The following is a 22,721-nucleotide window of genomic DNA, read 5'->3' on the forward strand; positions in this document are numbered from 1 at the left end:
GTTTTGGTAGGGAAAATTAACTAATTGTTCATAAAGTATTTCCCGAAAATCACCCGTAACAAAAATTTTCCAACTATCCGATAACTAGAAGGAATAGGAGGGGATTTTATGAAGGAAGTAAAAGTGATTCAATTTTACTTTTCCGGGGGCGGCGAAACGATTAGCATCGAAACGACGGAACCGGAAGAGATCATTCAAATGGTCGCAAATCAAGATGGCGGATGGTTACAGTACGATGATGTTGTCATCAACGTCAGAAATGTTTCGTATATCAAAGTAACCAGTCAGGCGTAAAGATAGAAAAAGCGCAAAAGCGCGTCAAGCTCTTCAGGAAAAAGCTCTCCTTTGAATGGAGGGTTTTTTCGTGTTGGAGGTAACGCTGCTGGTTATCCTATTAATAGAAGAAAAAGGAGGGTAACAAGATGACGCTGGAAGAAGTCATGCAGAAGCTCGAAGCGATGGGGACAGAACAGACGAAAAAAACGTTATTGCGGCATGGGGCTAAAGAGCCTTTGTTTGGCGTGCGAGTCGGTGATATGAAAAAGCTGGTCAAGGAGGTAAAGCGTGACCAGCAGCTCGTCCAGGCGCTGTACGACACGGGAAACTACGACGCCATGTACTTGGCCGGATTGACGGTTGACCCGAAGAGCATGACAAAAGAGCGGCTGCAGGCGTGGGTAAAGAAAGTATCTTGGTACGCGCCCGCCGAATATACGGTTGCGAGTGTAGCAGCTGAGAGCAATTTTGCCATGGAGCTGGCACGGGAATGGCTCCAATCAAAAGAAGAGATGGTAGCCACATGTGGGTGGAATACGTATTCGAACTACCTGTCGATTACTCCCGATGAACTGCTAGATAAAGAAGAAATCAAACGGCTCCTCATGAGAGTGAAGGAGACGATTCACCAGGAACAAAATCGCGTACGGTACACCATGAATCAATTCGTTATTTCAGTAGGCGCGTATGTACCAGAACTTCATCAGGAAGCGTTGGAAGTGGCCGCAGCGATTGGCAAAGTACATGTGGACGTCGGACAAACAGCGTGCAAGGTTCCGTTGGCTACGGACTATATCAAAAAGATAGAGGAACGAGGGAGTGTCGGAAAAAAGAAAAAGACGTGCATCTGCTAGTCGGACATTTTTCTCATTTATTTGGCGTATATTTCTAAGGTGCTTTTGTTTGCTAAAGTATCGACTATTCCTTGCTAATGTGCTATCATGATACCTTGTTAACGTATTACCACTTTATCAGAGTAAAATATAGAGTAGGGACACGAGGGGGATCATCACGATGAAAAAAATAGCATGGATGTCATTGTTGTTGAGTGCGATGGTTTCATTGGTAGTGGGCTGTTCCAGCGCAAACACTGGCGCTGACGCGAATAAGCTGATTATCGGAATTGATGATAAGTTCGCACCAATGGGATTTCGGGATGAGAAAAACGAGCTAGTCGGTTTTGATATTGATTATGCGCGTGCGGCTGGCGAAAAAATGGGAAAACAAGTCGAGTTTCAACCAATCGATTGGAGTGCGAAAGAGTCTGAACTAAACAGCGGTCGTATTGACTTGATCTGGAATGGATATACGATTACGGATGAGAGAAAAGCGAAGGTTCTCTTTACCAAGCCTTATCTGAAAAACGCGCAAGTAGTTGTCACGATGGCAAATAGCAACTTGACCAAGCTGTCAGACTTGGCTGGTAAAGGAATTGGTTTGCAAAAGCTGTCTTCCGCAGCTGAAGCGATTAATGCGAATGATATCAAAAATCAGGTCAAATCGATTACGGAGTTCCCTGATAACGTACTGGCACTGAGCGATTTGAAGATCGGTCGTGTAGAAGCAGTCGTCATCGATCAGATTGTGGCCGATTACTATATGGCAAAAGAACCTGGAACCTTTAAGCAGTTGGAAGAATCGCTGTCCCCTGAGGAATATGGAGTAGGCGTCAAAAAAGGCAACGAGGCATTGTTGAATGAGCTGCAAAAAGCGCTGGATACGATGAATCAGGATGGAACAGCTGCAAAAATATCGGAAAAATGGTTTGGCGAAAATCGTGTATTGAAATAAGAGGAACAGCGATGGCTTCGCCGAATGGTTGGCGGAGCCACGCTTTTATTTTCAGGATTAGGAGCATACCAAGATGAGCGTAGACTACATTCTCTCCATTACGAAGCCCATGCTAGAGGGGGCGCAGATGACGGTGCTGTTGTTTATCATCGCCATTCTGCTTTCCATTCCATTAGGTTTTCTGATTACCTTACTGGCAAAGAGCAGTAATAAGGCGCTTTCCTGGTTCGCGCATACGTACGTGTATGTGATGCGAGGAACCCCTCTCTTATTGCAGCTGTTGTTTATTTGCTTCGGGCTGCCGCTCTTGCCTGTAGTGGGAGAGTATTTAGTGCTGGATCGGTTCGTCGCTGCATGTGTCGGCTTTGTGCTGAACTACGCAGCGTATTTCGCGGAGATTTTCCGTGGAGGACTGCTATCGATCGACAAAGGACAGTACGAAGCAGCGCAGGTTCTCGGCTTTAGCAAATGGCAGACAACCAACAAGATTATTTTGCCGCAAATGTTTCGCGTGGCTTTGCCTGCCGTCGCAAATGAATCAATTACCCTCGTAAAAGACACAGCGCTGCTCTATGCGGTTGCTGTCCCTGAATTGCTTCACTTTGCTCAAACGGCCGTGAACCGTGACTTTACCATCGTTCCGTTTTTTATTGCAGGAATCATTTATTTGTTGATGACGCTATTGTTGACGTTGTTTTTTAAGTGGCTGGAGAAAAGATTCAAATTCGAATAAAGGGCTGGCGCTGCATGGATATCATTCAAGTATCGAATCTAAAGAAATCGTTTGGCAATCAGGAAGTTTTGCGAGATGTCTCGTTTTCGGTGAGTAAGAACGAAGTCGTAGCGGTTATTGGACCGTCTGGCTCCGGTAAAAGTACAATGCTGCGCAGCTTGGTTAATCTGGAACACGTGGATGGTGGCAGCATTCGTGTGCAGGATGATTTTTTGGTGAAGGACGGCGTTTATGCCAGTAACCAGGAAATCAAGCAGATCACATCGAGAATGGGCATGGTCTTTCAGCATTTTAATCTGTTTCCTCATCTCACAGTAAAGGAAAATCTGGAGATCGCACCACGCGTAGTCAAAGGTGAGGCGCCTCAGGACATCCACAGAAAGAGTTCAGAGCTCTTGGAGAAGGTCGGTCTGTCTGATAAGGCAGAGGCGTATCCGGCGAAGCTCTCAGGCGGACAGAAGCAGCGTGTGGCGATCGCCAGAGCACTGATGATGAATCCGCAAATCTTGTTATTTGACGAACCTACGTCTGCGCTCGATCCCGAACTGACAGGTGAGGTACTGCAAGTCATCAAGCAGCTTGCCCAGGAGCATATGACAATGATGGTTGTGACGCATGAGATGGGATTCGCGCGAGAGGTAGCGAACCAAATCATGTTTATGGACAACGGAGAATTCGTAGAGTCGGGGACACCTGAGCAATTGTTTACAAACGCCAAATTTGAGCGAACCAAATCTTTTTTGCATCGCGCATTAAAATAGAGTAGATCAACAACAAATGCCCTCAGTGTCGAGAAGACATGCTGAGGGCATTTTGTATAGGCAGGCTACATTACCTGATAGTTCAAGTACCGTTGGCTGATGAACGAATGAAAATGATCGCTGAACGATTCAGCATTTAAAAACGCATTGTAAGCGTAAGGAGTGACCCGACAGTAAACGACCTCGCGTCCATCGTGAAAACGGATGTAGAGGTGGCTTGCAGCTAGATCGTAGCGAGCAGCTCTGATCAATTTCGAATCCAGTTCCTTGTATGAAATTTCTTGAGGTTGATTCTGACGTGGCAGAAATTGGCGGAAATAAGATCTCAATGTACGTGCAAACTCCTTTATCTAAAAATCGGGTTATCTATTTCTACGAGTCTTCATTTTACGCAAAAATTTGGATTCGGAATACAAAAATAGCACACCGATTGCAAAATAGGCTAAGAGAACCGCATTCAGAATGAACGTTGGAAAGTCGGCAAGCATGTAAGTGCCTCCTGTTTAAGAGAATGAAGTCACGAATTGAATGTAACCCGCTCCAAAAAAGTGAAAATTTTCTTTTTGATTCGTACAATGGGCCTATTATCTGTTTGCGTGTAGAAAAGAATGATCATCTGAAAGTATGTAGACTCATGAAAAATCTTGTCGAATATAGTCTATATTACCCATTTTGTTATTGTCAATAATTACATAGAACTAAAGCTACTTCCCTCGAATTTCCTTAATGATCTACCTTGTATCACGAGGTATAGTGTGATAACCTCTAGGCATGTCACTGGGAGGAGTGCTTTTGTGAACAAGGAGCTGTTGAAAGGAAGCATCGATTTATTGCTTCTCTCTCTGATCGCACAGAAAGATCAGTACGGTTATGAATTAGCCAAGAAGATTCGAGAGAAGAGTAATGATCTGTATGAAATCGGTGAGGGCACACTCTATCCTGCTCTGAAGCGACTGGAGACGCAAAAGGCCGTCGAGTCTTATTGGGGAGAAGCCAACGAAGGTGGACGCCGCAAGTATTACCGGATAACCAAGACAGGGCAGGGACTTCTTCAAGATAAGATGAAGGATTGGCAGAGTCTAACCAGATTAGTCACGCTCTGTAACGAGGGAAGTGAGTAATCTCGTGAAGATCGAACAATACGCAGAGCAGGTTGTCAGTCACTTGCCGTGTTCCAAATGGGAAAAGCAAGATCTCAAGGATGAACTGCTGGATCATTTAAACAGTATGAAGGCAGAACTAATCGAAGAGGGTTACGGAGAACATGAAGCTGTCTCACAGACCATTCAACGATTCGGTCCCGTCGGGCAGATCAGAAGGCAGCTGTCCGAATCTCTGCCCTTACTGGATAAATACATGCGCAAATGGTTCATGCTCTTGTTCTACTTGTATGTATCCATCGCCAGCTATCTTCTGTTATTGTCTCCTGACCGTTGGAGGCGCAGAGCATTTTCAGTGGAGTGGAAACAAAGGATGATCGAGTACGGTGTCCCGCAATATACCCATCTGTTTCAAAACGCAAAACCTTTTCAAACGCTGTCAGATTACATTTTTCATTACGACAACTACAGCTTTGGCACAGTTATGTACAATCTGGTTGGAAATATCGCGGTGTTCGTACCGCTCGGCTTTTTACTGCCATTGCTCTTCGTGTCCTTTAAAAACATGCATCGCGTGTTTTTTCTCACGCTTGGTGCCAGCCTGGTGATCGAAATGCTGCAATTTTTGTTTGCTCTGGGTAGCATTGATGTCGATGATCTACTACTGAATGGACTCGGAGGATTGGTGGGTTATGGGCTGTTTCGAATCGGAACATCCATGATGGACAGATACCGCCGGAAGATACAATCCGATGATGATCTGACTGCGACACCGTCTTAATCGCAATAGAAGAGTCGAAAAGAAGAGGCCTTCCTTTTCTTTCGACTTCTCATATTCTTTAACATCGTATCACGATGTACATAGTTATTCGATAGAGGAGGAAAAGATGAAAAAATCAACGTGTTTACTCATTTCATTAACACTTATGCTTCAGATGGTCGTGGGCTGCGAGAACAGTAGCGCAGCTAATCAGGGGAGCGGACAGACTGGACAGCCAGTCAAGCAACACGAGAGCATCTATCAGTATTCGGCTTTTTCTTTTGACGTAAAACCGGAGACCTTCGAAGTTTTTGTGGAAAAGGACGGGGTCAAAGAACGAGCATCCGAACCGATGGCGCCGCGCAAAGTGACAAACCTGAATAAAGGGGAAAAGGAGATGACATGGAGCTATCCAGACGAAAAGCTGGACGTGTCCATCAAAAAAGAAGAAGATCATTTGCAGATTACACTGACTTCGACCGGAGCGGAGAGCTTTTCTTGGCCAACCGTAAAAGGACCGAGCTACATGCTGCCGATTGGCGAAGGGAAGTGGATTCCTGCTGACGACAAGCAGTGGCAATCTTTCTATAAGGACGAGAGCTTGACCTTTGCCGAGTCTTTCTCCATGCGCTTTTTTGCCGTGAACAAAAGCAAGTACGCACTGATGTACGTCGCGGACAACTTGTTTAACAATACGGTGGATTTTAAGGTTGATCCGGCGCTTTCCTTTGCGTTCACACACGAATTCCCGACGGTAAATCCGGACAAGACGTACGGCTTCCGATTATATCTAACAGACAATGACCCTGTGAGCATAGCAGGCGTATACAAAAATTACGTCAAACAAAACGGAGAACTGCTGACGCTGGCCGAAAAAGCAAAAGCCAATCCGGACGTAGAAAAGCTGTATGGCGCTCCGCATTTCTATGTGTGGAACAAGAGCTTTTTGTCAGAAGCCGATGTGAAATGGAATGCTTTGAAAAACAAGCTGAATGAGAGCTTCATCGAATGGATGGAGCATATTTTGACCAACAACGGAGCAGATGGAAAAGAGAGCATACAGCAGTTCAGAGAGATCAAAAAGCAGGATTACGTCGCGGCCTACCAGAAGAAGGCGATTCTGGGCGGTTTCAACTATGCCTTGCGTTCGCCCGCGTTCTATAATCCAAAGCTATTTACGAATATCGACGCGAAGTCCCAAGAACTGATCGCAAAAGGAATGGACACACTGAATGAATCACAGTTGTATGACTTGAACAAACGACTGCTGAAAAGTGTGTTGCAGGAAGTAGTTCCGCCGGTAGAAAAATGGGGAAATGCGGATTCGACTGATTTGCTAAAAGACATGAAAGCCGCTGGAATCGACCATGCATGGCTGGGATTGCCGGACTGGACTGCCGCTTATATAAAGCCGGAATTCATCCAGCAAGCTAATGACGCAGGTTATTTGATTGCCAGCTACGATTCCTACCATTCCATTCACAAGGATGAAAACCCGGATTGGAATACGGCGATTTTCGCGGATAAAAGCTTATATGAGAATGCTACGATAGCGAAGAAAAACGGAGAAAAGAAGGGCGGGTTCCTGCAACAAGGGCGCTTGCTCAATCCGACCTTGTCGCTGCCTAGCGTGAAGCAGCGTATGGATGAAATCATGAGAAACGATGTGGCGTTCAACTCGTGGTTTATCGACGTGGATGCGGCAGGCGATTTTAACGATGACTACACGCCGGAGCATTCGACAACACAGGCGCAGGATATGAAGTCGAAGCTTGCGAGAATGGATTACATTCGCGATGAAAAGAAGTTGGTCATCGGTTCTGAGACAGGTAATGACTTCGCTAGCACAAATATTGCTTATGCGCATGGAATTGAGACGCCTGTGATCAAATGGGCAGATCCGGACATGCGCAAAAACAAGACGAGCCCGTATTATATCGGAGGGTATTGGTCCCCGGCGGGTGATATTCCTGAGAGATACGCGAAGCAGGTTCCAATCAAGGAAGAATACCGACATGTGTATATCGATCCTGCCTATTCATTGCCGCTGTACAAGCTGGTGTACAACGATTCCGTTATTACTAGCCATCATTGGGAGTGGAGCAGCCTGAAGATCAAGGACGAAGTAGGAACGCGGATGTTAAAAGAGCTCCTCTACAACGTTCCACCACTCTATCATCTGGACCGGAAGATGTGGGATACCAATCAAGACCTGATCTTGAACTATTTGAAGGTGTGGTCACCGTTCCACAAAAAAGCCGTGCTACGTGAGATGACGGATTTTCAAATGCTGACCCCTGACAGACTGGTACAAAAGACGTCTTACGGGGATGACATGCATGTCATTGCGAATTTTTCAAAGCAAGACTTTACGTACGAGGGTCAAGTGGTGAAGGCCAGATCAGCTCTAATCATCAACGGTAACGATATCCAGACCTTCCTAGCCCCTGCTCAGTAGGTACGATTTGAAAAAGGCTGTCCGCGAAAATGAAGCGGCAGCCTTTTTTCTCTATGGAGTGGGTGGGTATTTCTTGCTTTTCAAATCGTATTGGAGTCGATTGATAAAGTTCATCGAAATACGAGAATAATGCCGTTCCTCCGAGCGTACCCAGCCATAGTAAATAGGTTGCTGATAAGGAATATCCAAATCAAGCGTGATTGAATCGGAGTCTTGCAAATGAGGTTCATGAACAAATGAGTAGTCCAGTCCGATGGTTACCGCGAGATTTTGCCGGATTGCATTGCGGAGTGCTTCTGTGTTGTTCGTCGTAAACAAAATGTCGAGGGGACCATAAGTAGCGGAAAAATCCTCTACGAACCATTTGACATAGTCGTCGTTGTACAGGACGAAGGATTGCTTGCGAAGCTCTTCAGGTGTGACGGAATCCTGGTAGGCAAGTGGCGAGTTTTTGCCTACACCTACGACCATTTTTCCCTCTAGCAACTGTTCGAACACCAAGCCTAGGCCCTCGCTCTTTTTGAGCAGGTTTTCGTGGATAATGATCAGACCAATGTCCAGTTTGTCCTGAAGAATGTCCTCTAATATTTCCTGTGTGCCTTTTTCTGCAATTTCGGTACGGATGTGAGGGTAATCTTTTTTAAAGCTCGCGACGGCATCGACCAGTAGGTTCATGGGACCGGGTATCGTGGCGAGCCTCAGCTCTCCACTTAACGTGTTTGTGTAGTTTTGTGCTTCTTCCCAGATCTCCTGGATCTTTCCCAATGCTTCAAACGCTTTTTTGATGATGATGCGCCCTTCAGGGGTCGGTACCGCTCCAAGCCGCGAACGTGTAAAAAGGGAGACACCCAGCTCTGCTTCCAGACTGGAAAGCGACTGGCTGATGGCGGAGAGGGTCACATGCTTGTTCCGAGCGGCTTTGGTCAGGGAGCCTGTCTTCGCTACCTCTACGATGTATTCGAGCTGTTCCAGATGCATTTGGTAACATCACATCCTTTAGTGGTGCTTAAGGAAGGCTAAGTATGTTTACATATTTTTAAATATAAAAGAGTCCTATAATGAAAGCAAGGCAAGAGATCAGGTACAAAAGACATGACAAATGGAGGCGTTTACAATGGCGAGACTCGAAGGGAAAGTAGCCTCGGTACTGTCGAGGATGTAGCCAATATGGTGCTGTTCCTCGCTTCTGATGAGTCTTCCCATGTCACAGGTGCGGAATTCGTTATTGATGGCGGCGCAACAGCGCGATAAAACGGCAGGAATACCATTTTCGAAAAATAGGAGGAGTTATCCATGCGACTGGAAAATAAAGTAGCGATCGTAACAGGTGGAGCAAGTGGAATCGGTGAAACAAGCGTCCGCCTCTTCGCGAAAGAAGGGGCGAAAGTAGTGATTGCTGACTTCTCTCCACGTGGAAATGAATTGGCGGAAGAGCTCAATCAAGCAGGCTTCGATGCGTTGTTCGTGAAAACGGACGTAACGAAACAAGACGAAGTGAAAAACATGGTGAGCGCCACTGTAGAAAAGTTCGGAAAGGTAGACATTCTGTTTGCCAATGCAGGAATCGCGAAAGACGCACCAGGCCATCTGTTGAGTATGGAGGACTGGCAAAGAACGATTGATATCAATCTGACCGGCGTGTTCTTGTGCGATAAATACGTCATCGAGCAAATGCTGGCGCAAGGAACTGGCGGCGCGATTGTCAACTGCGGCTCGATCCATAGCCATGCTGGAAAAGCAGGTGTGACGGCATACTCCTCCGCCAAAGGTGGCGTGAAGCTCCTGACCCAGACACTGGGACTTACGTATGCCAAGCAAGGGATTCGCGTAAATGCGGTCTGCCCGGGCTACATTGATACACCACTGATTGCTGGGCGTAATGAAGCCTTGAATGAGCACCTGATCGGGTTGCATCCGATGGGGCGCTTGGGTAAACCAGAAGAAGTCGCCAAGGCTGTTTTGTTCCTTGCCAGCGATGATGCTTCCTTCGTCACAGGGACAAGCCTGCTGGTCGACGGCGGTTATACCGCGCAATAAAAAGGTTTTTCTCCTCGTGTAGATTTGTCTACTCGGGGAGATTTTTTTTGGGGTAAGACCACATCAGACAAATGCCCTCAACCATCGTCCAAGCGGGCGCAAAACCGTTCGAATATGATAGGTATAAGCCATTACGCAACGGGGAGGGAGGAGTTTTGCCGACTTTTGTGGGCAAGGTGACCATTACCAATAATGTCGGGAATATCAACTTTGGCGATACGGCAAACAACTCTCCGAAAAGCGTAACCAAAGCGTTTTCCGGTTCGGGTGGAAACAATAGCGGCAACGTAGTGAAGGTCATCAATGAAAATAGCCAAACCAATACATGGGTGGGTTCAGGAGCCGCTGGAATGAAGAAAGTAAAGACAAAGAAACGGGTCCGTCGCGCAGCCCGAAAAGGCAAAAAGAAAAAGTAGCCTTGAAAAAGGCGCGTGAGAGAGTGGACAAGCTCGATAATAGAATTGAGATTAAGACTATTGCGAATTTATGAGAATTGAGATAAAAAAGATGAAAGACGATCGCAGAAAGGAAGCAAACCAGATGACGAAAACAAACGAAGAATCACTCTTATTTACCCGTGTGAACAAGGACACGCAGGCATTGCCCATTTCCATTGAGGATTGGGAGAAAAAGGCGCGCGAGGTTTTGCCGGATGGACCATTTGATTACATTGCCGGGGGATCAGGGGCAGAAGAAACGCTGGTAGAAAACCGGGTAGCTTTTTCCCGTTGGGCAATCATTCCACGGATGATGCGGGATGTGACGAATCGCACGCTTGGTATTTCGATGTACAATCAAGCGTTGCGCACACCGATCTTCTTGGCTCCTGTTGGCATGCAGACGATTTCACATCCGGATGGAGAGCTGGCATCTGCCAAGGCGGCAGCAGCAGCCGGAGTGCCATTCGTAGCCAGTACGGTTTCTGCTCACTCGCTCGAACAGATTGCCGAAGTGATGGGTGATGCCCATCGTTGGTTCCAGCTCTATTGGTCGAATGATCGAGAGGTTTCTGCGAGCATGGTTAGACGAGCTGAAAAGTCTGGCTATTCTGCTATTGTCCTCACGGTAGATACCGTCATGCTAGGGTGGAAGCGCAGAGACTTCCGCAACGGGTATTCGCCACTGCGCGAAGGAAGAGGACTGGCGAATTACTTGACAGACCCTGTTTTTTGCTCACGACTCCCCGAGGTAACGCCGGAGAATGCAGTGGAGGAAGTATTGAAAAACATTTATCATCCAGCGCTGAACTGGAACGATATCGCCTTTTTGCGTGAGCATACTCGTCTGCCGATTCTGGTAAAAGGCATTTTGCATCCGGATGATGCAAGACTTGCCTTAGAACATGGCGTAGATGGAATCATCGTCTCCAATCACGGTGGGCGTCAGATGGATGGCGCTATTTCTACGCTGGATGCGTTGCCAGCGATCGCCGAGGTGGTAGCTGGCAAGATACCTGTCTTGCTCGACAGTGGCGTGCGTACAGGAGCAGATGTCGTTAAAGCGATTGCTTTAGGTGCCGATGCCATCCTGATTGGTCGCCCTTTCTTGTATGGACTAGCTGTTGCTGGAGAGCGGGGCGTAGCAAGTGTTCTAGACACACTCATCCATGAATTTGACGTCGCGATGGCGCTGTCTGGCAGCAATTCTGTCGCAGATCTCAATCGCAGCATTCTTGCTCGCTTGTAAGGGAAGCAGTCCGGTTTACGCAATGTTGAAAAAAGTGAGCCAGGCTACGTGCACTGGTTCATTTTTTTCGCATGAACCCCGCAAGAAATTTGCAAAAATGTTGTTTCTACCGCAGCTATCTCGTTGAACTTTCGGAAAAACATGGTAAAATGGAGCGAACTTGTATTCAGAACGTTACGATCCTTCTATAAGGATCATTTTTTTTGACTGTATTCGAAAGTATAAACAGGAGATTGAAATGAAAAACCAAATGATATCTTCACTGACACCCCAAGATTGGGTAGGGCTACTACGCGAAAAAGATGGTGAGCTGAACATGGTTGTGAATGAGCTGGCAGATGTCAAATACGCTTTGGACCAATCCACGATCTTGGCAATTACGGACCATATGGGGATTATTCTGCGGGCAAATGAGCAATTTTGCCGCATATCAAAATACGAACGAAGTGAATTGATTGGAAAGGACCATCGTATTCTTAATTCGGGTTACCATCCGAATGGCTTTTTTAAAGAAATGTGGTCCAGCATTCGATCTGGCCAGGTCTGGCGTGGGGAAATTCGCAATCGCGCAAAAGATGGCAGCTATTATTGGGTCGATACAACGATCGTGCCATTTAAGAATCAAGCGGGCGAAATCTATCAATACCTGTCCATTCGCAGTGATATCACATGTCGCAAGCAGATGGAAGACGAGCTCAAGCGAAGTGAAGAAAAGTATCGCATTATCGCGGAAAACACGTCGGATATCATCAGCATCATCAACCTGGATGGGGAATTCCTCTATTTGTCCCCGTCACACAAGCGTGTATGGGAGCATACTGTTCCAGATGAGGAGATCCACAACCTGTTCGAGTGGATTGTGGAGGATGACCGAGATATTTTTGCTTATGCGATTCAGCATGCCTTCTCTACGCGTAAAGAGTACATGGTAGAGTGCCGGATTAACACGCAAAGAAACGATGTGATCTGGACAGAAAGCAAAATCAATCCGATTATGGATGAAGAAGGAAATGTGACCAAGCTGCTACTCGTAACCCGTGACGTCACAGACCGGAAACAGTCCGAAGAGACGATTCACCACTTGGCTTATCACGATGCGTTGACAGACCTGCCGAATCGCCGGATGTATGTCCAACAGCTCAGCAAAGAAATGATGCAGGCCAAGCGTTTCCAATCGAGTCTGGCTGTGTTGTTTTTGGATTTGGATCGCTTTAAGGATGTGAACGATTCGTTCGGTCATGACGTAGGGGATATGTTGCTGATCGAAGCATCAAAGCGTCTACAGGCATGCCTCAAGCCAGGAGATGTCGTGGCCAGGCTGGGTGGAGACGAATTTACGATTATGCAGAACCAGCTGCAAGATCGCAGCGAAGCGACCGCATTGGCAGAGCAGATCATGAATCAGTTGCAGCGACCGTTTGAATTGGATGGTCATGTGTTCAACGTGTCGTGCAGCATCGGAATCGCCTTGTACCCGCAGGATGGGGACAATCCCGAAGATTTGCTGAAACGGGCTGATACGGCATTATATACAGTGAAATCACGCGGAAAGAATGGCTATGACTTTTTCGATCCGACGATGGAGGCGAAGTCGCTGGAGCGCATTTTGATGGAAAATGAGATGCGGAAAGCCATTGAACAAGAGCAGTTCCAAATTTACTACCAGCCCAAAATCGATATCGCGACAAGTGCGATGACGGGCATGGAGGCGCTCGTCAGATGGGTGCATCCGGAGCTCGGCATCATCCCGCCGAATCGCTTTATTCCAATCGCCGAAGAGACAGGGATGATTCTGGCGCTCGGGGAATGGATTTTGAAACAGGCGTGCAAACAAAATAAATTCTGGCACGATCAAGGATATACGCTGAAGGTCTCTGTCAATTTGTCAGCGAGACAGATCTATCAAAAAGATCTGGTCGAGATGATCAAGGATATTCTTCGGGAAACAAATCTGTCTCCTGATTGGCTGGAGCTCGAGATTACGGAGAGCATTTTTGTTAAAATGGAAGAGGCGACGGCAGTCCTGCAACAGATTCGTGATATCGGTATCCAAATATCGATTGATGATTTTGGGACAGGCTATAGCTCGTTTAGTTATATTAAAAGCTTGCCAGTCGATACAATCAAAATTGACGCTTCGTTTATTCGCGACATTCATCACAATCAAGAGAGTCAAGCCATTGTAAAAGCGATCGTCACAATCGCGCAAAGTCTTAAAATGAATGTCATCGCAGAGGGAATTGAGCTGCATGATCAAGTAGCGGCTTTGAAGGAAAATGGCTGCGACCACGGTCAAGGCTATTTGTTCAGCAAGCCGCTTCCGATTGATGATTTTGACCAGTTCCTGCGTCAGGAGAAGCAATAATATGGCAGGAAGCAAGGCTGGGTGAGTACATCCGGCTTTTTCTTTTGTGTGGTACTATAGGAGGCGGACAAAAACATAAGAGCAAGTGTGCAGCTAGAAAGGGAGGCCCCTCGTGGGAAAGTTTTCGGGTAAGACTGTCGTCGCTATTGCAAGTTTGGTATTGATATGGGGATTAAGCTGGTCGATCTACAAAATGTCACTCGCCTATACTCCACCAATTTTATTCGCAGGAATGCGTTCGCTGATTGGCGGACTTCTGCTAACTTTATTCATTTTGCCGAAATGGAAAAAGATCAACTGGCGTGAAAACTGGTTGCGTTATTGTATATCTGCCTTTCTGAATACATTGTGCTTTTACGGCATTCAGACGGTTGGACTCGTGTATTTGCCAGGTGGATTATTCTCTGTATTGGTGTACTTCCAGCCAATCTTGATTGGGCTCTTTGCCTGGTTGTGGCTGGGTGAAAGGATGACGGTGCTCAAGGTCATTGGACTGATCATGGGATTCCTCGGGATCCTTGCTGTCAGTGCAGATGGATTGACTGGACAGGTCTCTATTGTGGGCGTCATTTTAGGTTTGTTGACGGCACTGTCCTGGGCGCTGGGAGTAATCTATGTGAAAAAAGTCAGTGCCAAGGTAGATTCGCTGTGGATGGTTGCCATGCAATGCATTATTGGTGGCGCGGCCTTAACTCTTTTGGGGACAGGTGTAGAAAGCTGGTCCGACATTGTCTGGAATGTGCCTTATTTGATCGGTCTCAGCTATGGCGCGACCTTTGGCGTGCCGATTGCCATAGTCATTTACTTTGGGCTTGTGAATGCAGGAGAAGCGAGCAAGGTGGCAGCCTTTACGTTTCTGGTGCCGCTCATCGCAGTTATCACAGGCACTATTTTCATGGACGAGCCGATTACGTATTCACTCATCGGCGGTCTGGTATTGATCGTGTGCAGCATTTACTTGGTGAACTATCAGAAAAAGATACAAAAGCCTGCTATTGCCAATGTTCTCAATCGTTGATGGAGACGACAAACAAACAAAACAGCCGACACTTCACCGTTCGGCTGTTTTTCTTTTTGGGATTATACGTAGGGCTCTTTGTAGAATCCCTTTTCATAAATGTACTGAAGGCAAGCGTCTGGCAACAGGAAGCTGGGGTCGCCGCCCTTGCGGATTTCGTCGCGGATGTAGGTAGAACTGATTCCCATGTTAATGCCTTTGCTCATAATGAGAAAATGCTCGTCATGATTGCGTAGCAGCGCGTCCTCTGCAATCAGGTCAGCGGTCGGATAACCTTCGCGCGACATTACGATGAAGTTGAAGCCTGCGACAAGCTTTTCCGCGTTGCCCCAGTTCGACAGTCCCTCTAACAAATCCGATCCCATGATGAAAAAGAGCTCGTCGTTCGGGTACTTTTTTTTCATGTGCATCATCGTATCATATGTGTAGGTTTCACCTGGCAAGGCATCCATCTCGACTGTAGAAATTTCGAAAAGAGGTTCGCCAAATTTGTTTGTTTTGTGTGCACTGCCAGCCAAAGCCAGTTTGAGCATGTGCAAACGGTGGACGTCCTCTGTCTGTAATTTTTTATCATGTCGCTTCGAAGAGCATGGTACGAAAATGACTTTGTCCAGTCGTCTCCTGTGAGCGACGGTCGCTGCCGTGAACAAATGGCTGTACGTTATGGGATCAAAGCTGCTGCCATAAATGCCGATTCGCATAAAAATTGCCTCCTGTTCGCCATGAGCTAGTTATTTTTTTCGGACAGTCATGCCAAGCTGGTTCTGAAAATGACCGAGAGCCCATTGGTGACCTTCTGGAAGAAAGCTCGCTACGGCATCCTCGTGGATGATGACAGAAAAGCCGTTATAGAAGCCTTCAATCGCTGTATGCAACACACAAATGTCCGTGCAGACACCTACCAGATGAATCTCAGTGATACCTCTCGTGCGCAACAATAGCGCAAGGTCGGTACCTTGAAAAGCACTGTAGCGCGTCTTATCCATCCAGTGAATCGTATCTTCGAATTCCTCGTAAATGTCCTGAATCCTGCCGTACAAATTCCGGCCAGAGGTACCGATAATGTTGTGCTGAGGGTAGAGTCCTGTCTCAGGGTGGTATGGGTCCTGCTCACGATGAGCATCGACTGCCATGACGACAAAGTCTCCTTCTGCTAGGAAGTCGCGAATCAGTTCCCCAATGCGTCCTTCAATAGCTTGACCAGGCTCTCCACAAGTCAATGCGCCATCTGTCGCGACAAAATCATTTGTGTAGTCGATCACAATCAAAGCTTTCATGGCAAAAACCTCCTGAATGTGAGTGTGGACTTGCTCAGTAAATCATGGCAGTCGGGGTGAAGCCGGTAAAGCGATAGAGCTTGGCTGGCGAATTCGAAAACTCGGTCGAGTAGACAGGCAGCCCGTCAGCTGATAAAACTGGTTCGAGTAGACCTTGCCGTCTGGTTGTCGCGAGCAGGCGCCGTTCAAAATTGCCGCGATCTTTTGCCGAGAAGGATGGAACGACGGTCTCGATCACTTGCAGCAGTTCACTCAAGGTAAACTCATCCGGCAAAAACGCTTTGGCGATTGTCGTTTGCAGCATTTGCTCACGGACTCGCTGTAAGGCGTCCGTCAAAATTTCACGATGATCAAAAGCAAGGTTGAGGGCAAAAGCTTCCTCAATCGGAAACAGCTGCGCATCTGATGCATCGTCGTTTGCTTGTGCGTGCTTCAATAAATCTTCATGAACGAGGGAGACATAGGCAACACTCGGAATCCAGCCGCGAGGGTCTCTGCCCGGCTTGTAGTATGTCTTCAGCTGTTCGATGTGTACATCGCGGTCAATACTCGTCTCTTCTTTCAACTCGCGATAGGCGCATTCGTCCAGTGTCTCCGATTCATGGGAAAATCCGCCGGGCAAGGCCCATTGCTCTGCAAATGTATCGCTTTTTCGCTTGATCAGAAGAACGGCCAATTGCTTGCGTGGCAGCGATTTTGTTTTCGTATGGCGCGGGATGGAAAGGATCGTAAAGAGGCAAATATCTGTTGGAAGTCCATCCGGCGAGCGGTACTTTTTGGTCCGAAAGGGGATGCGTTTGGCTCGAAGGGGAGACATACTCACAAGATCATCCTTTCCGTTTGTTCGAATCTGTTATCATGCTTTTATATTATGAAATCGTTTTAACAATGTCAATATTACAATGTAAAAATCTGTGAAAAAAGACGTCTGTGCATGTCAGACGTCTCTCGAAGAAGCACCCGCGAAAAGCGATTGATTAAACAGCATCCAACGCGAGTCGCAATGTAATGTTAATGTTTTCTTCCGTTTTGGCCACGATCGTATGAGGGCTGGTCAATCCGAAGTCACCAAACGTTACGACGGATGTACCTTCCAACTGTAGCTTGCCTTGGGAATAAATCGCGTCAGCATCTATTTTCACGTCTTTGGCAATTCCTTTGACAGTCAAGACGCCATTGATGGTGAACGAAGCTTTTTGTCCTTCTGTCCACGTGGTTGGCCAGTTTTCAAAAGATTTCGTTTCAAAGGTAGCAGCTGGATGGACGGCTGTATCAAAGTAATCAGGAGATTTGATATGGGTGTCGCGCTTTTCATTACCGGAGTTCAGCTGATTTAAGTCAGCGGAAGCTGTTGCTTTCATTTGATCGGGTGCAGAGAGGTTCACATCCCAGTTGCCGGTAATGCCGTTCATTTCAAAGTTTACCGTTTCTTTCGACGTAGTTACGGAGAAATAGACTTTGGACTGGTCATTGATCGTCCATTTTTTATTCAGTTGATCTGCTGTCAGAGCCGTTGATGAAGCGGTAGATGAGGCTGTGGTTACCGCAGCTGCAGGCTGGATCTCCACATGGTTTCCCGCAAAATAGTCATAGAGCATGTAGCCTCCGATACCGACCACGAGCGCGGCAACTGAGGCAGTTAGAATGACGGAATTCTTTTTCATTATTGTATAACCTCCATTTTTTAAGTGTTTAGATTTGAGTCGTATGTATTTGCCTTCGCAGTGATCATTATGAGAGAGGAAGCTGAGTGGGGCTTGAAAGCTGGCTGAAAGTTTGTTGAATGTGGAATGGCAAGAGAATTATCAACGTTTTCTATGTTAAATTTACATTTTTTGGTTTATTTTTATACAAGAAGCTTTCAGCTTGTACTCAGGGCATATTCAGTAAACTTTCAGCTACACTTGGCCTGATCAGGTAAAATAGAGGTGAGGTGAAAGAAATGAGCCTAAGCAAAGGCATTAAAATATTGCTTGTCGATGATGAACCGACCATCCTGCAATTTTTGGAGATGGGTCTTGAAAATGAAGGCTTCCAAGTATTGACCGCACAAGACGGGATGACCGCTGTGACCATGGTGAAGGAGCATCAGCCCCATGTCGTCATTCTCGATGTGATGATGCCAGGCATGGACGGCTTCGAGGTATGCCGGATGCTGAAAAAGATACAAAATGTAGCGACGATCATGCTGACAGCCAGAGAAGACGTGGAAGATCGGGTAAAAGGGCTGACGCTTGGAGCCGATGACTATATGATCAAGCCGTTTAGCTTTGAGGAGCTGCTTGCCCGTATCCATGCGCGCATTCGCAATCATTACCCGCATTTGCTCTCCAAGGTACATCTCGGCCCATTCCAGATCGATGACAGACGAAAGGAAATTAGCTATGAGGACACACTTCTGGAGCTATCGCCAACGGAATACTCATTGCTGAAATATTTGGTGACGAATCACGGCTTAGTGCTGAGCAAACCAATGATTCTGGATAACGTGTGGGGCTATGATTTTGGTGGGGAGGAGAACATTGTCGAGGTATATATCCGCTCCCTGCGTGACAAACTGAACGATCGTCAGCATCGGATCATTCGCACTTTGCGCGGTGCAGGCTATCGGGTAGATTTTATATGACGATGAATCGAAATAATCTATGGGCCCCCTTTCTAGAACCGAACTCTTTGCGGTATCAGCTGTTGTCTCGTTCGTTATTTATCTTATCCGGGTTGCTGCTTTTGATCGGCATTATTCAATACTTTTTGATGGAGCAGTTCTTGTATCGAAGTAAAGCAGAAAGCTTGTTAAATCTGGCTGTCACTGTTCCTTATCAAGTCTTGGAGGAGACGGAAACACTCCCGAAATACGATCAATATGTCAGTGCGTTGCTCTCCTTGCGCACACCTGATATCAAGTATGCCTTTATTGACAACGACGCCAACTTGACGGAGTTGTTTGCGAATCCGAGCGAAGGGTATTCTCCGCGCTTTCCTGAGAGTCTATACCGCGAGATCCTGGCCAGTGGCGTATGTACTTTTAAATACAAAATTTTGGAAGGAAGCAGTGGGAAAGATTATTTGGTTGTGTTGGCACCAATCCGATCACCTGAACAGCTGCAAGGCATCGTGCAGCTCAGCACACCTGTCGGTTCAATGAGGGAAGTGCTGTTTCCACAGTTGATCATTTTCTTCTCTGCATCGGCACTCGCTCTTCTCATCGGCTTGTTAACCTATGTGCCTGTGCTTCGCCGAACGTTGAACCCACTCTCACGTATTGAAGTGACGGTTGAGCGGATCAATGCGGGCAATTTAGATGAGCGACTGCCGATGGATCAAGGCCAGATGGAAATTGATCAATTATCGGCGGTTTTTAACGGAATGCTGGAGCGGTTGGAAACCTCCTTTAAAATCGAGCAAGAAGCCGGAGAGCGGATGCGACGCTTTGTGGCGGATGCCTCGCACGAATTGCGAACACCGCTGACATCCATCCATGGTTTTCTGGAGGTGCTGCTGCGCGGTGCGGCGGCAAATCCCGAACATTTGCAAAAAGCATTGAAAAGCATGCACGGCGAAACAGAGCGGCTGAACAAACTGGTCAACGATTTGTTGTACCTGGCCCGCATGGATCGGGAACCGGCTTTCCTTTTGCAAGAAGGGCAGTTGGATGCGGTCGTGCACAGTATGGAATCACAGCTCATGGTCCTGGCGGGTGACCGAAAAATTAACTTCCGTGTAGAACCGAATGTTACGGCTACTTTCGACTGTGACGGAATGAAACAAGTCATTCTCAATCTGTTTCAAAATGCGGTGCAGCATACGGACCCTGTGAACGGTGAGGTCGAGCTTACATTGCGCACCCTTGCCAATGGGATTGAACTAACGATCAGAGACAATGGGGCAGGAATCGCACCGGAGCATGTCCCGCATGTATTCGATCGTTTCTACCGGATTGAATCCTCACGCGCACGCAAAAGCGGAGGTGCTGGCCTGGGTCTGTCGATCACCCAATCCATCGTGGAAAATCATCGGGGAAAAATTGACGTACAAAGTAGCTTGGGAACAGGGACCGTGTTTCGCTTGTGGCTGCCTAATGGTTCGACAGAGATCCGAAAGACAGAAGTTGTTGGTTGACAATGAGAGAAAACCTCATTTATAATCTGAGACATTCAATAAAACAACCAACACAGCCGTGAAAAGGAAAGTAAAAAAGGGATTTTGACGTCCAGAGAGTTGCCTGTTAGCTGAGAGGGCAGCCGCGAACTCTTTTTGAAAGCCACCTTGGAGCTCTGCTTTTGAAAATGCCAAGTAGAAAGCAGCGGATGGCCCACGTTATGGGGCGCATGTCTTTGTAGACAGCACAAGTTTGCCTTTTGTGAGAGAGGCAAAAAAGCTGAGTGGTACCGCGATACCTTCGCCTCAGCAATCGGATTCATGGAAATCATGAGTCTGGTTGCTGGGGCTTTTTGCTTTAAGAGGTTTGTGTGTATAAAAAATAAAGAGAAAACTGGAGTGGTGGGGCATGGATCGCTTGAAGCAAAGAGAGCTGTTGCACCTGTTGGAAGAAGACAGTCGCATGAGCGCTGAGCAAATCGGAAAAATGATCGGGGAGCCGACAGAGGTCGTTGAGCAGACGATTGCAGCATTGGAAGCCGAGAAGGTCATTGTCAAATATCCAGCGCTGGTGAACTGGGAGCGTGTGGACGATCATCCGTACGTGAACGCCATGATTGATGTGAAAGTGACGCCGAAACGCGACGTCGGCTTTGATGAAGTGGCGGAGCGAATCTGCCGTTTCCCAGAAGTGAAGGCTGTTTACTTGATGTCTGGTGCAAGCTATGACTTGTCGATTATTTTGGAGGGCAAAACGATGAAAGAGGTAGCTACTTTTGTTTCGCAAAAGCTGTCCACTCTCGATTCGGTTGTCTCAACAGCTACACACTTTATTTTGAAACGCTACAAGCACGATGGCATTGAGCTGGAAGATCGTGACGAAGATCACAGGATGGTGGTTACGCCGTGAGTACACAAGTCAAAGTCAAAAACCGTTTATCCAGTACAGTTCAATCGTTAAAGCCATCAGGCATTCGCCGCTTTTTCGATTTGGCAGCATCGATGGAGGGTGTCATTTCCTTAGGGGTAGGGGAGCCTGATTTCGTCACTCCTTGGCGTATGAGAGAAGCTTCGATTTCTTCGCTGGAGCGTGGACATACAGCTTATACATCCAATGCTGGTATGCTGCCATTACGCGTGGAAATTCAGAAATACTTGGAAGAACGTTTCTCTGTAAGCTATCATCCGGAGACAGAAATTCTCGTGACAGTTGGTGCCAGCGAAGCGATTGATATTGCACTGCGCGCGATTCTCGATCCGGGTGATGAGGTCTTGGTCGTAGAACCTTGCTATGTCTCCTATGAACCAGTCATTCGCTTGGCTGGCGGAGTGCCGGTTTTCCTGAAAACGACGATGGAGAACGAGTTCAAGCTGACACCGGAGGAGCTGGAGACGCACATCACCTCGCGTACAAAAGCAATCATTTTCTGCTATCCAAATAACCCGACTGGGGGGACCATGACGGCTGAAGAGTGGAAAACACTTTTGCCGATCATTGAAAAGCACGACCTCATGGTGATCTCCGATGAGATTTATGCGGAGCTTACCTACGGACGGATGCATGATAGTATCGCGGCTCTGCCAGGGATGAAAGATCGGACGATCCTGATCTCCGGTTTTTCCAAAGCGTTTGCGATGACCGGCTGGCGTCTGGGATATGTCTGCGCGTCACCTGATTTGCTTGCAGGCATGCTAAAAATCCACCAGTACACCATGCTGTGTGCACCGACAATGGCTCAGATGGCTGCGTTGGAAGCCTTGCGTCATGGACGTTCTGATATGGAACGGATGATCGAGAGCTACCGTCAGCGCCGCAATTATGTGGTAGATGGATTCCGTCAAATCGGATTGACTTGCCATGAGCCGGATGGAGCATTCTACGCATTCCCATCTGTTTCGTCTACAGGTCTCAGCTCTTCTGAGTTTGCGGAGAAGCTGCTTTTGGAGGAAAAGGTAGCTGTCGTACCTGGAGATGTGTTTGGCGAAAGCGGACAGGGGCATATCCGTTGTTCTTATGCAACATCGATGGAGCAGTTGAAAAAGGCGCTGGAACGTATGGAGCGCTTGATGGGACGACTGTCATAACATTTTCCGGGAAATAAAGGGGGCGGCTTTCGAAGCTGTCCCCTTTTTTGCAAAGTGGCTGTGGTGGGGAAGAAACGCATTTCCAGTCTGCACTTCGGCCTACGCCCCACAAGGGGGATTGACTGTCCGCTTCGGAAAAAATGGCGTGAGCGCTTCAAACGTTGAAGTTTCGACGAAGGATTTCATAAGTTATCATGAACGAGGACAGCCCCTATTCGTAACTTCGTAGGTTACTCTGGCTACACTAAGGGCAAGTACGCCAATGTACAGAGCGCT

Annotated in this window: 24 protein-coding genes and 1 other annotated feature; of the genes, 18 read left to right on the forward strand and 6 right to left on the reverse strand. The window is 47.2% G+C overall.

From position 1 onward, the window contains the following. Nucleotides 1–108: 108 nt before the first annotated feature. From ACFYU8_RS30115 to ACFYU8_RS30135, 5 genes are all read left to right on the forward strand, one after another. Nucleotides 109–294 carry a hypothetical protein gene (locus ACFYU8_RS30115; protein ID WP_390306754.1) on the forward strand — a complete coding sequence of 62 codons (186 nt, stop codon included), beginning with the start codon at nt 109–111 and terminating at the stop codon, nt 292–294. Nucleotides 295–422: 128 nt separating this feature from the next. Further along, nucleotides 423–1,130, forward strand: coding sequence for a DNA alkylation repair protein (locus tag ACFYU8_RS30120; RefSeq protein WP_390306756.1), 708 nt, complete (start codon nt 423–425; stop codon nt 1,128–1,130). A gap of 160 nt (nt 1,131–1,290) precedes the next feature. After that, nucleotides 1,291–2,067 carry an amino acid ABC transporter substrate-binding protein gene (locus ACFYU8_RS30125; protein ID WP_390306758.1) on the forward strand — a complete coding sequence of 259 codons (777 nt, stop codon included), beginning with the start codon at nt 1,291–1,293 and terminating at the stop codon, nt 2,065–2,067. Between the two features lie 73 nt (nt 2,068–2,140). Beyond that, complete coding sequence (locus tag ACFYU8_RS30130; RefSeq protein ID WP_390306760.1) at nt 2,141–2,800, forward strand: amino acid ABC transporter permease; 660 nt, start codon at nt 2,141–2,143, stop codon at nt 2,798–2,800. A gap of 14 nt (nt 2,801–2,814) precedes the next feature. Then, nucleotides 2,815–3,561 (forward strand): amino acid ABC transporter ATP-binding protein, encoded by a 747-nt coding sequence (locus tag ACFYU8_RS30135; RefSeq protein WP_390306762.1) that lies wholly within the window; start codon nt 2,815–2,817, stop codon nt 3,559–3,561. A 65-nt stretch (nt 3,562–3,626) separates the two neighbouring features. On the opposite strand, the gene ACFYU8_RS30140 is transcribed toward ACFYU8_RS30135, so the two are convergent. Further along, the gene (locus tag ACFYU8_RS30140; protein WP_390306764.1) at nt 3,627–3,890 is read right to left on the reverse strand and encodes a KTSC domain-containing protein; all 264 of its coding nucleotides are present in this window, start codon (nt 3,888–3,890) and stop codon (nt 3,627–3,629) included. A 465-nt stretch (nt 3,891–4,355) separates the two neighbouring features. On the opposite strand from ACFYU8_RS30140, the gene ACFYU8_RS30145 reads away from it, so the two are divergent. From ACFYU8_RS30145 to ACFYU8_RS30155, 3 genes are all read left to right on the forward strand, one after another. Continuing rightward, entirely contained in the window at nt 4,356–4,682 is a 327-nt protein-coding gene (locus tag ACFYU8_RS30145) for a PadR family transcriptional regulator (RefSeq protein ID WP_106841337.1), read from the forward strand. Nucleotides 4,683–4,686: 4 nt separating this feature from the next. Continuing rightward, the gene (locus ACFYU8_RS30150; protein ID WP_390306766.1) at nt 4,687–5,442 is read left to right on the forward strand and encodes a VanZ family protein; all 756 of its coding nucleotides are present in this window, start codon (nt 4,687–4,689) and stop codon (nt 5,440–5,442) included. A 106-nt stretch (nt 5,443–5,548) separates the two neighbouring features. Further along, entirely contained in the window at nt 5,549–7,879 is a 2,331-nt protein-coding gene (locus ACFYU8_RS30155; RefSeq protein ID WP_390306768.1) for a glycoside hydrolase, read from the forward strand. 51 nt (nt 7,880–7,930) lie between these two features. On the opposite strand, the gene ACFYU8_RS30160 is transcribed toward ACFYU8_RS30155, so the two are convergent. Continuing rightward, nucleotides 7,931–8,857 carry a LysR family transcriptional regulator gene (locus ACFYU8_RS30160; RefSeq protein WP_390306770.1) on the reverse strand — a complete coding sequence of 309 codons (927 nt, stop codon included), beginning with the start codon at nt 8,855–8,857 and terminating at the stop codon, nt 7,931–7,933. A 114-nt stretch (nt 8,858–8,971) separates the two neighbouring features. Here ACFYU8_RS30160 and ACFYU8_RS30165 point away from each other — a divergent pair, with 114 nt between their 5' ends. From ACFYU8_RS30165 to ACFYU8_RS30190, 6 genes are all read left to right on the forward strand, one after another. Beyond that, nucleotides 8,972–9,130 (forward strand): SDR family oxidoreductase, encoded by a 159-nt coding sequence (locus ACFYU8_RS30165; protein ID WP_390306772.1) that lies wholly within the window; start codon nt 8,972–8,974, stop codon nt 9,128–9,130. Between the two features lie 42 nt (nt 9,131–9,172). Further along, entirely contained in the window at nt 9,173–9,916 is a 744-nt protein-coding gene (locus ACFYU8_RS30170; RefSeq protein ID WP_390306774.1) for an SDR family NAD(P)-dependent oxidoreductase, read from the forward strand. A 155-nt stretch (nt 9,917–10,071) separates the two neighbouring features. Beyond that, the gene (locus ACFYU8_RS30175) at nt 10,072–10,332 is read left to right on the forward strand and encodes a spore germination protein (RefSeq protein WP_390306776.1); all 261 of its coding nucleotides are present in this window, start codon (nt 10,072–10,074) and stop codon (nt 10,330–10,332) included. Nucleotides 10,333–10,456: 124 nt separating this feature from the next. Beyond that, complete coding sequence (locus ACFYU8_RS30180) at nt 10,457–11,602, forward strand: alpha-hydroxy-acid oxidizing protein (RefSeq protein ID WP_390306778.1); 1,146 nt, start codon at nt 10,457–10,459, stop codon at nt 11,600–11,602. 238 nt (nt 11,603–11,840) lie between these two features. Further along, the gene (locus ACFYU8_RS30185; RefSeq protein ID WP_390306780.1) at nt 11,841–13,967 is read left to right on the forward strand and encodes a bifunctional diguanylate cyclase/phosphodiesterase; all 2,127 of its coding nucleotides are present in this window, start codon (nt 11,841–11,843) and stop codon (nt 13,965–13,967) included. Nucleotides 13,968–14,079: 112 nt separating this feature from the next. Beyond that, nucleotides 14,080–14,985 carry a DMT family transporter gene (locus tag ACFYU8_RS30190; RefSeq protein ID WP_390306782.1) on the forward strand — a complete coding sequence of 302 codons (906 nt, stop codon included), beginning with the start codon at nt 14,080–14,082 and terminating at the stop codon, nt 14,983–14,985. Nucleotides 14,986–15,047: 62 nt separating this feature from the next. Here ACFYU8_RS30190 and nadD read toward each other — a convergent pair whose 3' ends face one another. The 4 genes from nadD to ACFYU8_RS30210 all read right to left on the reverse strand — a co-directional run bounded on the left by nadD (nt 15,048) and on the right by ACFYU8_RS30210 (nt 17,926). Next, on the reverse strand, nt 15,048–15,686 hold the full coding sequence (gene nadD, locus ACFYU8_RS30195; RefSeq protein WP_390306785.1) for a nicotinate-nucleotide adenylyltransferase: 639 nt from the start codon (nt 15,684–15,686) through the stop codon (nt 15,048–15,050). Nucleotides 15,687–15,716: 30 nt separating this feature from the next. Next, nucleotides 15,717–16,262 (reverse strand): cysteine hydrolase family protein, encoded by a 546-nt coding sequence (locus ACFYU8_RS30200; RefSeq protein WP_390306787.1) that lies wholly within the window; start codon nt 16,260–16,262, stop codon nt 15,717–15,719. A gap of 34 nt (nt 16,263–16,296) precedes the next feature. After that, complete coding sequence (locus tag ACFYU8_RS30205; RefSeq protein WP_390306789.1) at nt 16,297–17,079, reverse strand: NUDIX hydrolase; 783 nt, start codon at nt 17,077–17,079, stop codon at nt 16,297–16,299. A 160-nt stretch (nt 17,080–17,239) separates the two neighbouring features. Further along, nucleotides 17,240–17,926 carry a YceI family protein gene (locus tag ACFYU8_RS30210; RefSeq protein WP_390306791.1) on the reverse strand — a complete coding sequence of 229 codons (687 nt, stop codon included), beginning with the start codon at nt 17,924–17,926 and terminating at the stop codon, nt 17,240–17,242. Nucleotides 17,927–18,204: 278 nt separating this feature from the next. Between ACFYU8_RS30210 and ACFYU8_RS30215 the strand changes: the two genes are divergently transcribed. The 4 genes from ACFYU8_RS30215 (at nt 18,205) to ACFYU8_RS30230 (ending at nt 22,445) form a co-directional block, all read left to right on the forward strand. Then, nucleotides 18,205–18,888, forward strand: coding sequence for a response regulator transcription factor (locus tag ACFYU8_RS30215; RefSeq protein ID WP_390306793.1), 684 nt, complete (start codon nt 18,205–18,207; stop codon nt 18,886–18,888). Further along, the gene (locus tag ACFYU8_RS30220) at nt 18,885–20,381 is read left to right on the forward strand and encodes a sensor histidine kinase (protein WP_390306796.1); all 1,497 of its coding nucleotides are present in this window, start codon (nt 18,885–18,887) and stop codon (nt 20,379–20,381) included. Before ACFYU8_RS30215 ends, ACFYU8_RS30220 begins: the two co-directional genes overlap by 4 nt. Nucleotides 20,382–20,430: 49 nt before the next feature. Continuing rightward, nucleotides 20,431–20,672, forward strand: a binding site (T-box leader). Nucleotides 20,673–20,769: 97 nt separating this feature from the next. Beyond that, nucleotides 20,770–21,270 (forward strand): Lrp/AsnC family transcriptional regulator, encoded by a 501-nt coding sequence (locus ACFYU8_RS30225; RefSeq protein WP_007722565.1) that lies wholly within the window; start codon nt 20,770–20,772, stop codon nt 21,268–21,270. Then, entirely contained in the window at nt 21,267–22,445 is a 1,179-nt protein-coding gene (locus ACFYU8_RS30230) for an aminotransferase (protein WP_390306798.1), read from the forward strand. Before ACFYU8_RS30225 ends, ACFYU8_RS30230 begins: the two co-directional genes overlap by 4 nt. The last annotated feature ends 276 nt before the right edge of the window (nt 22,446–22,721 follow it).

The sequence above is a fragment of the Brevibacillus sp. NPDC003359 genome (genome assembly GCF_042878995.1).
Lineage (GTDB): Bacteria > Bacillota > Bacilli > Brevibacillales > Brevibacillaceae > Brevibacillus.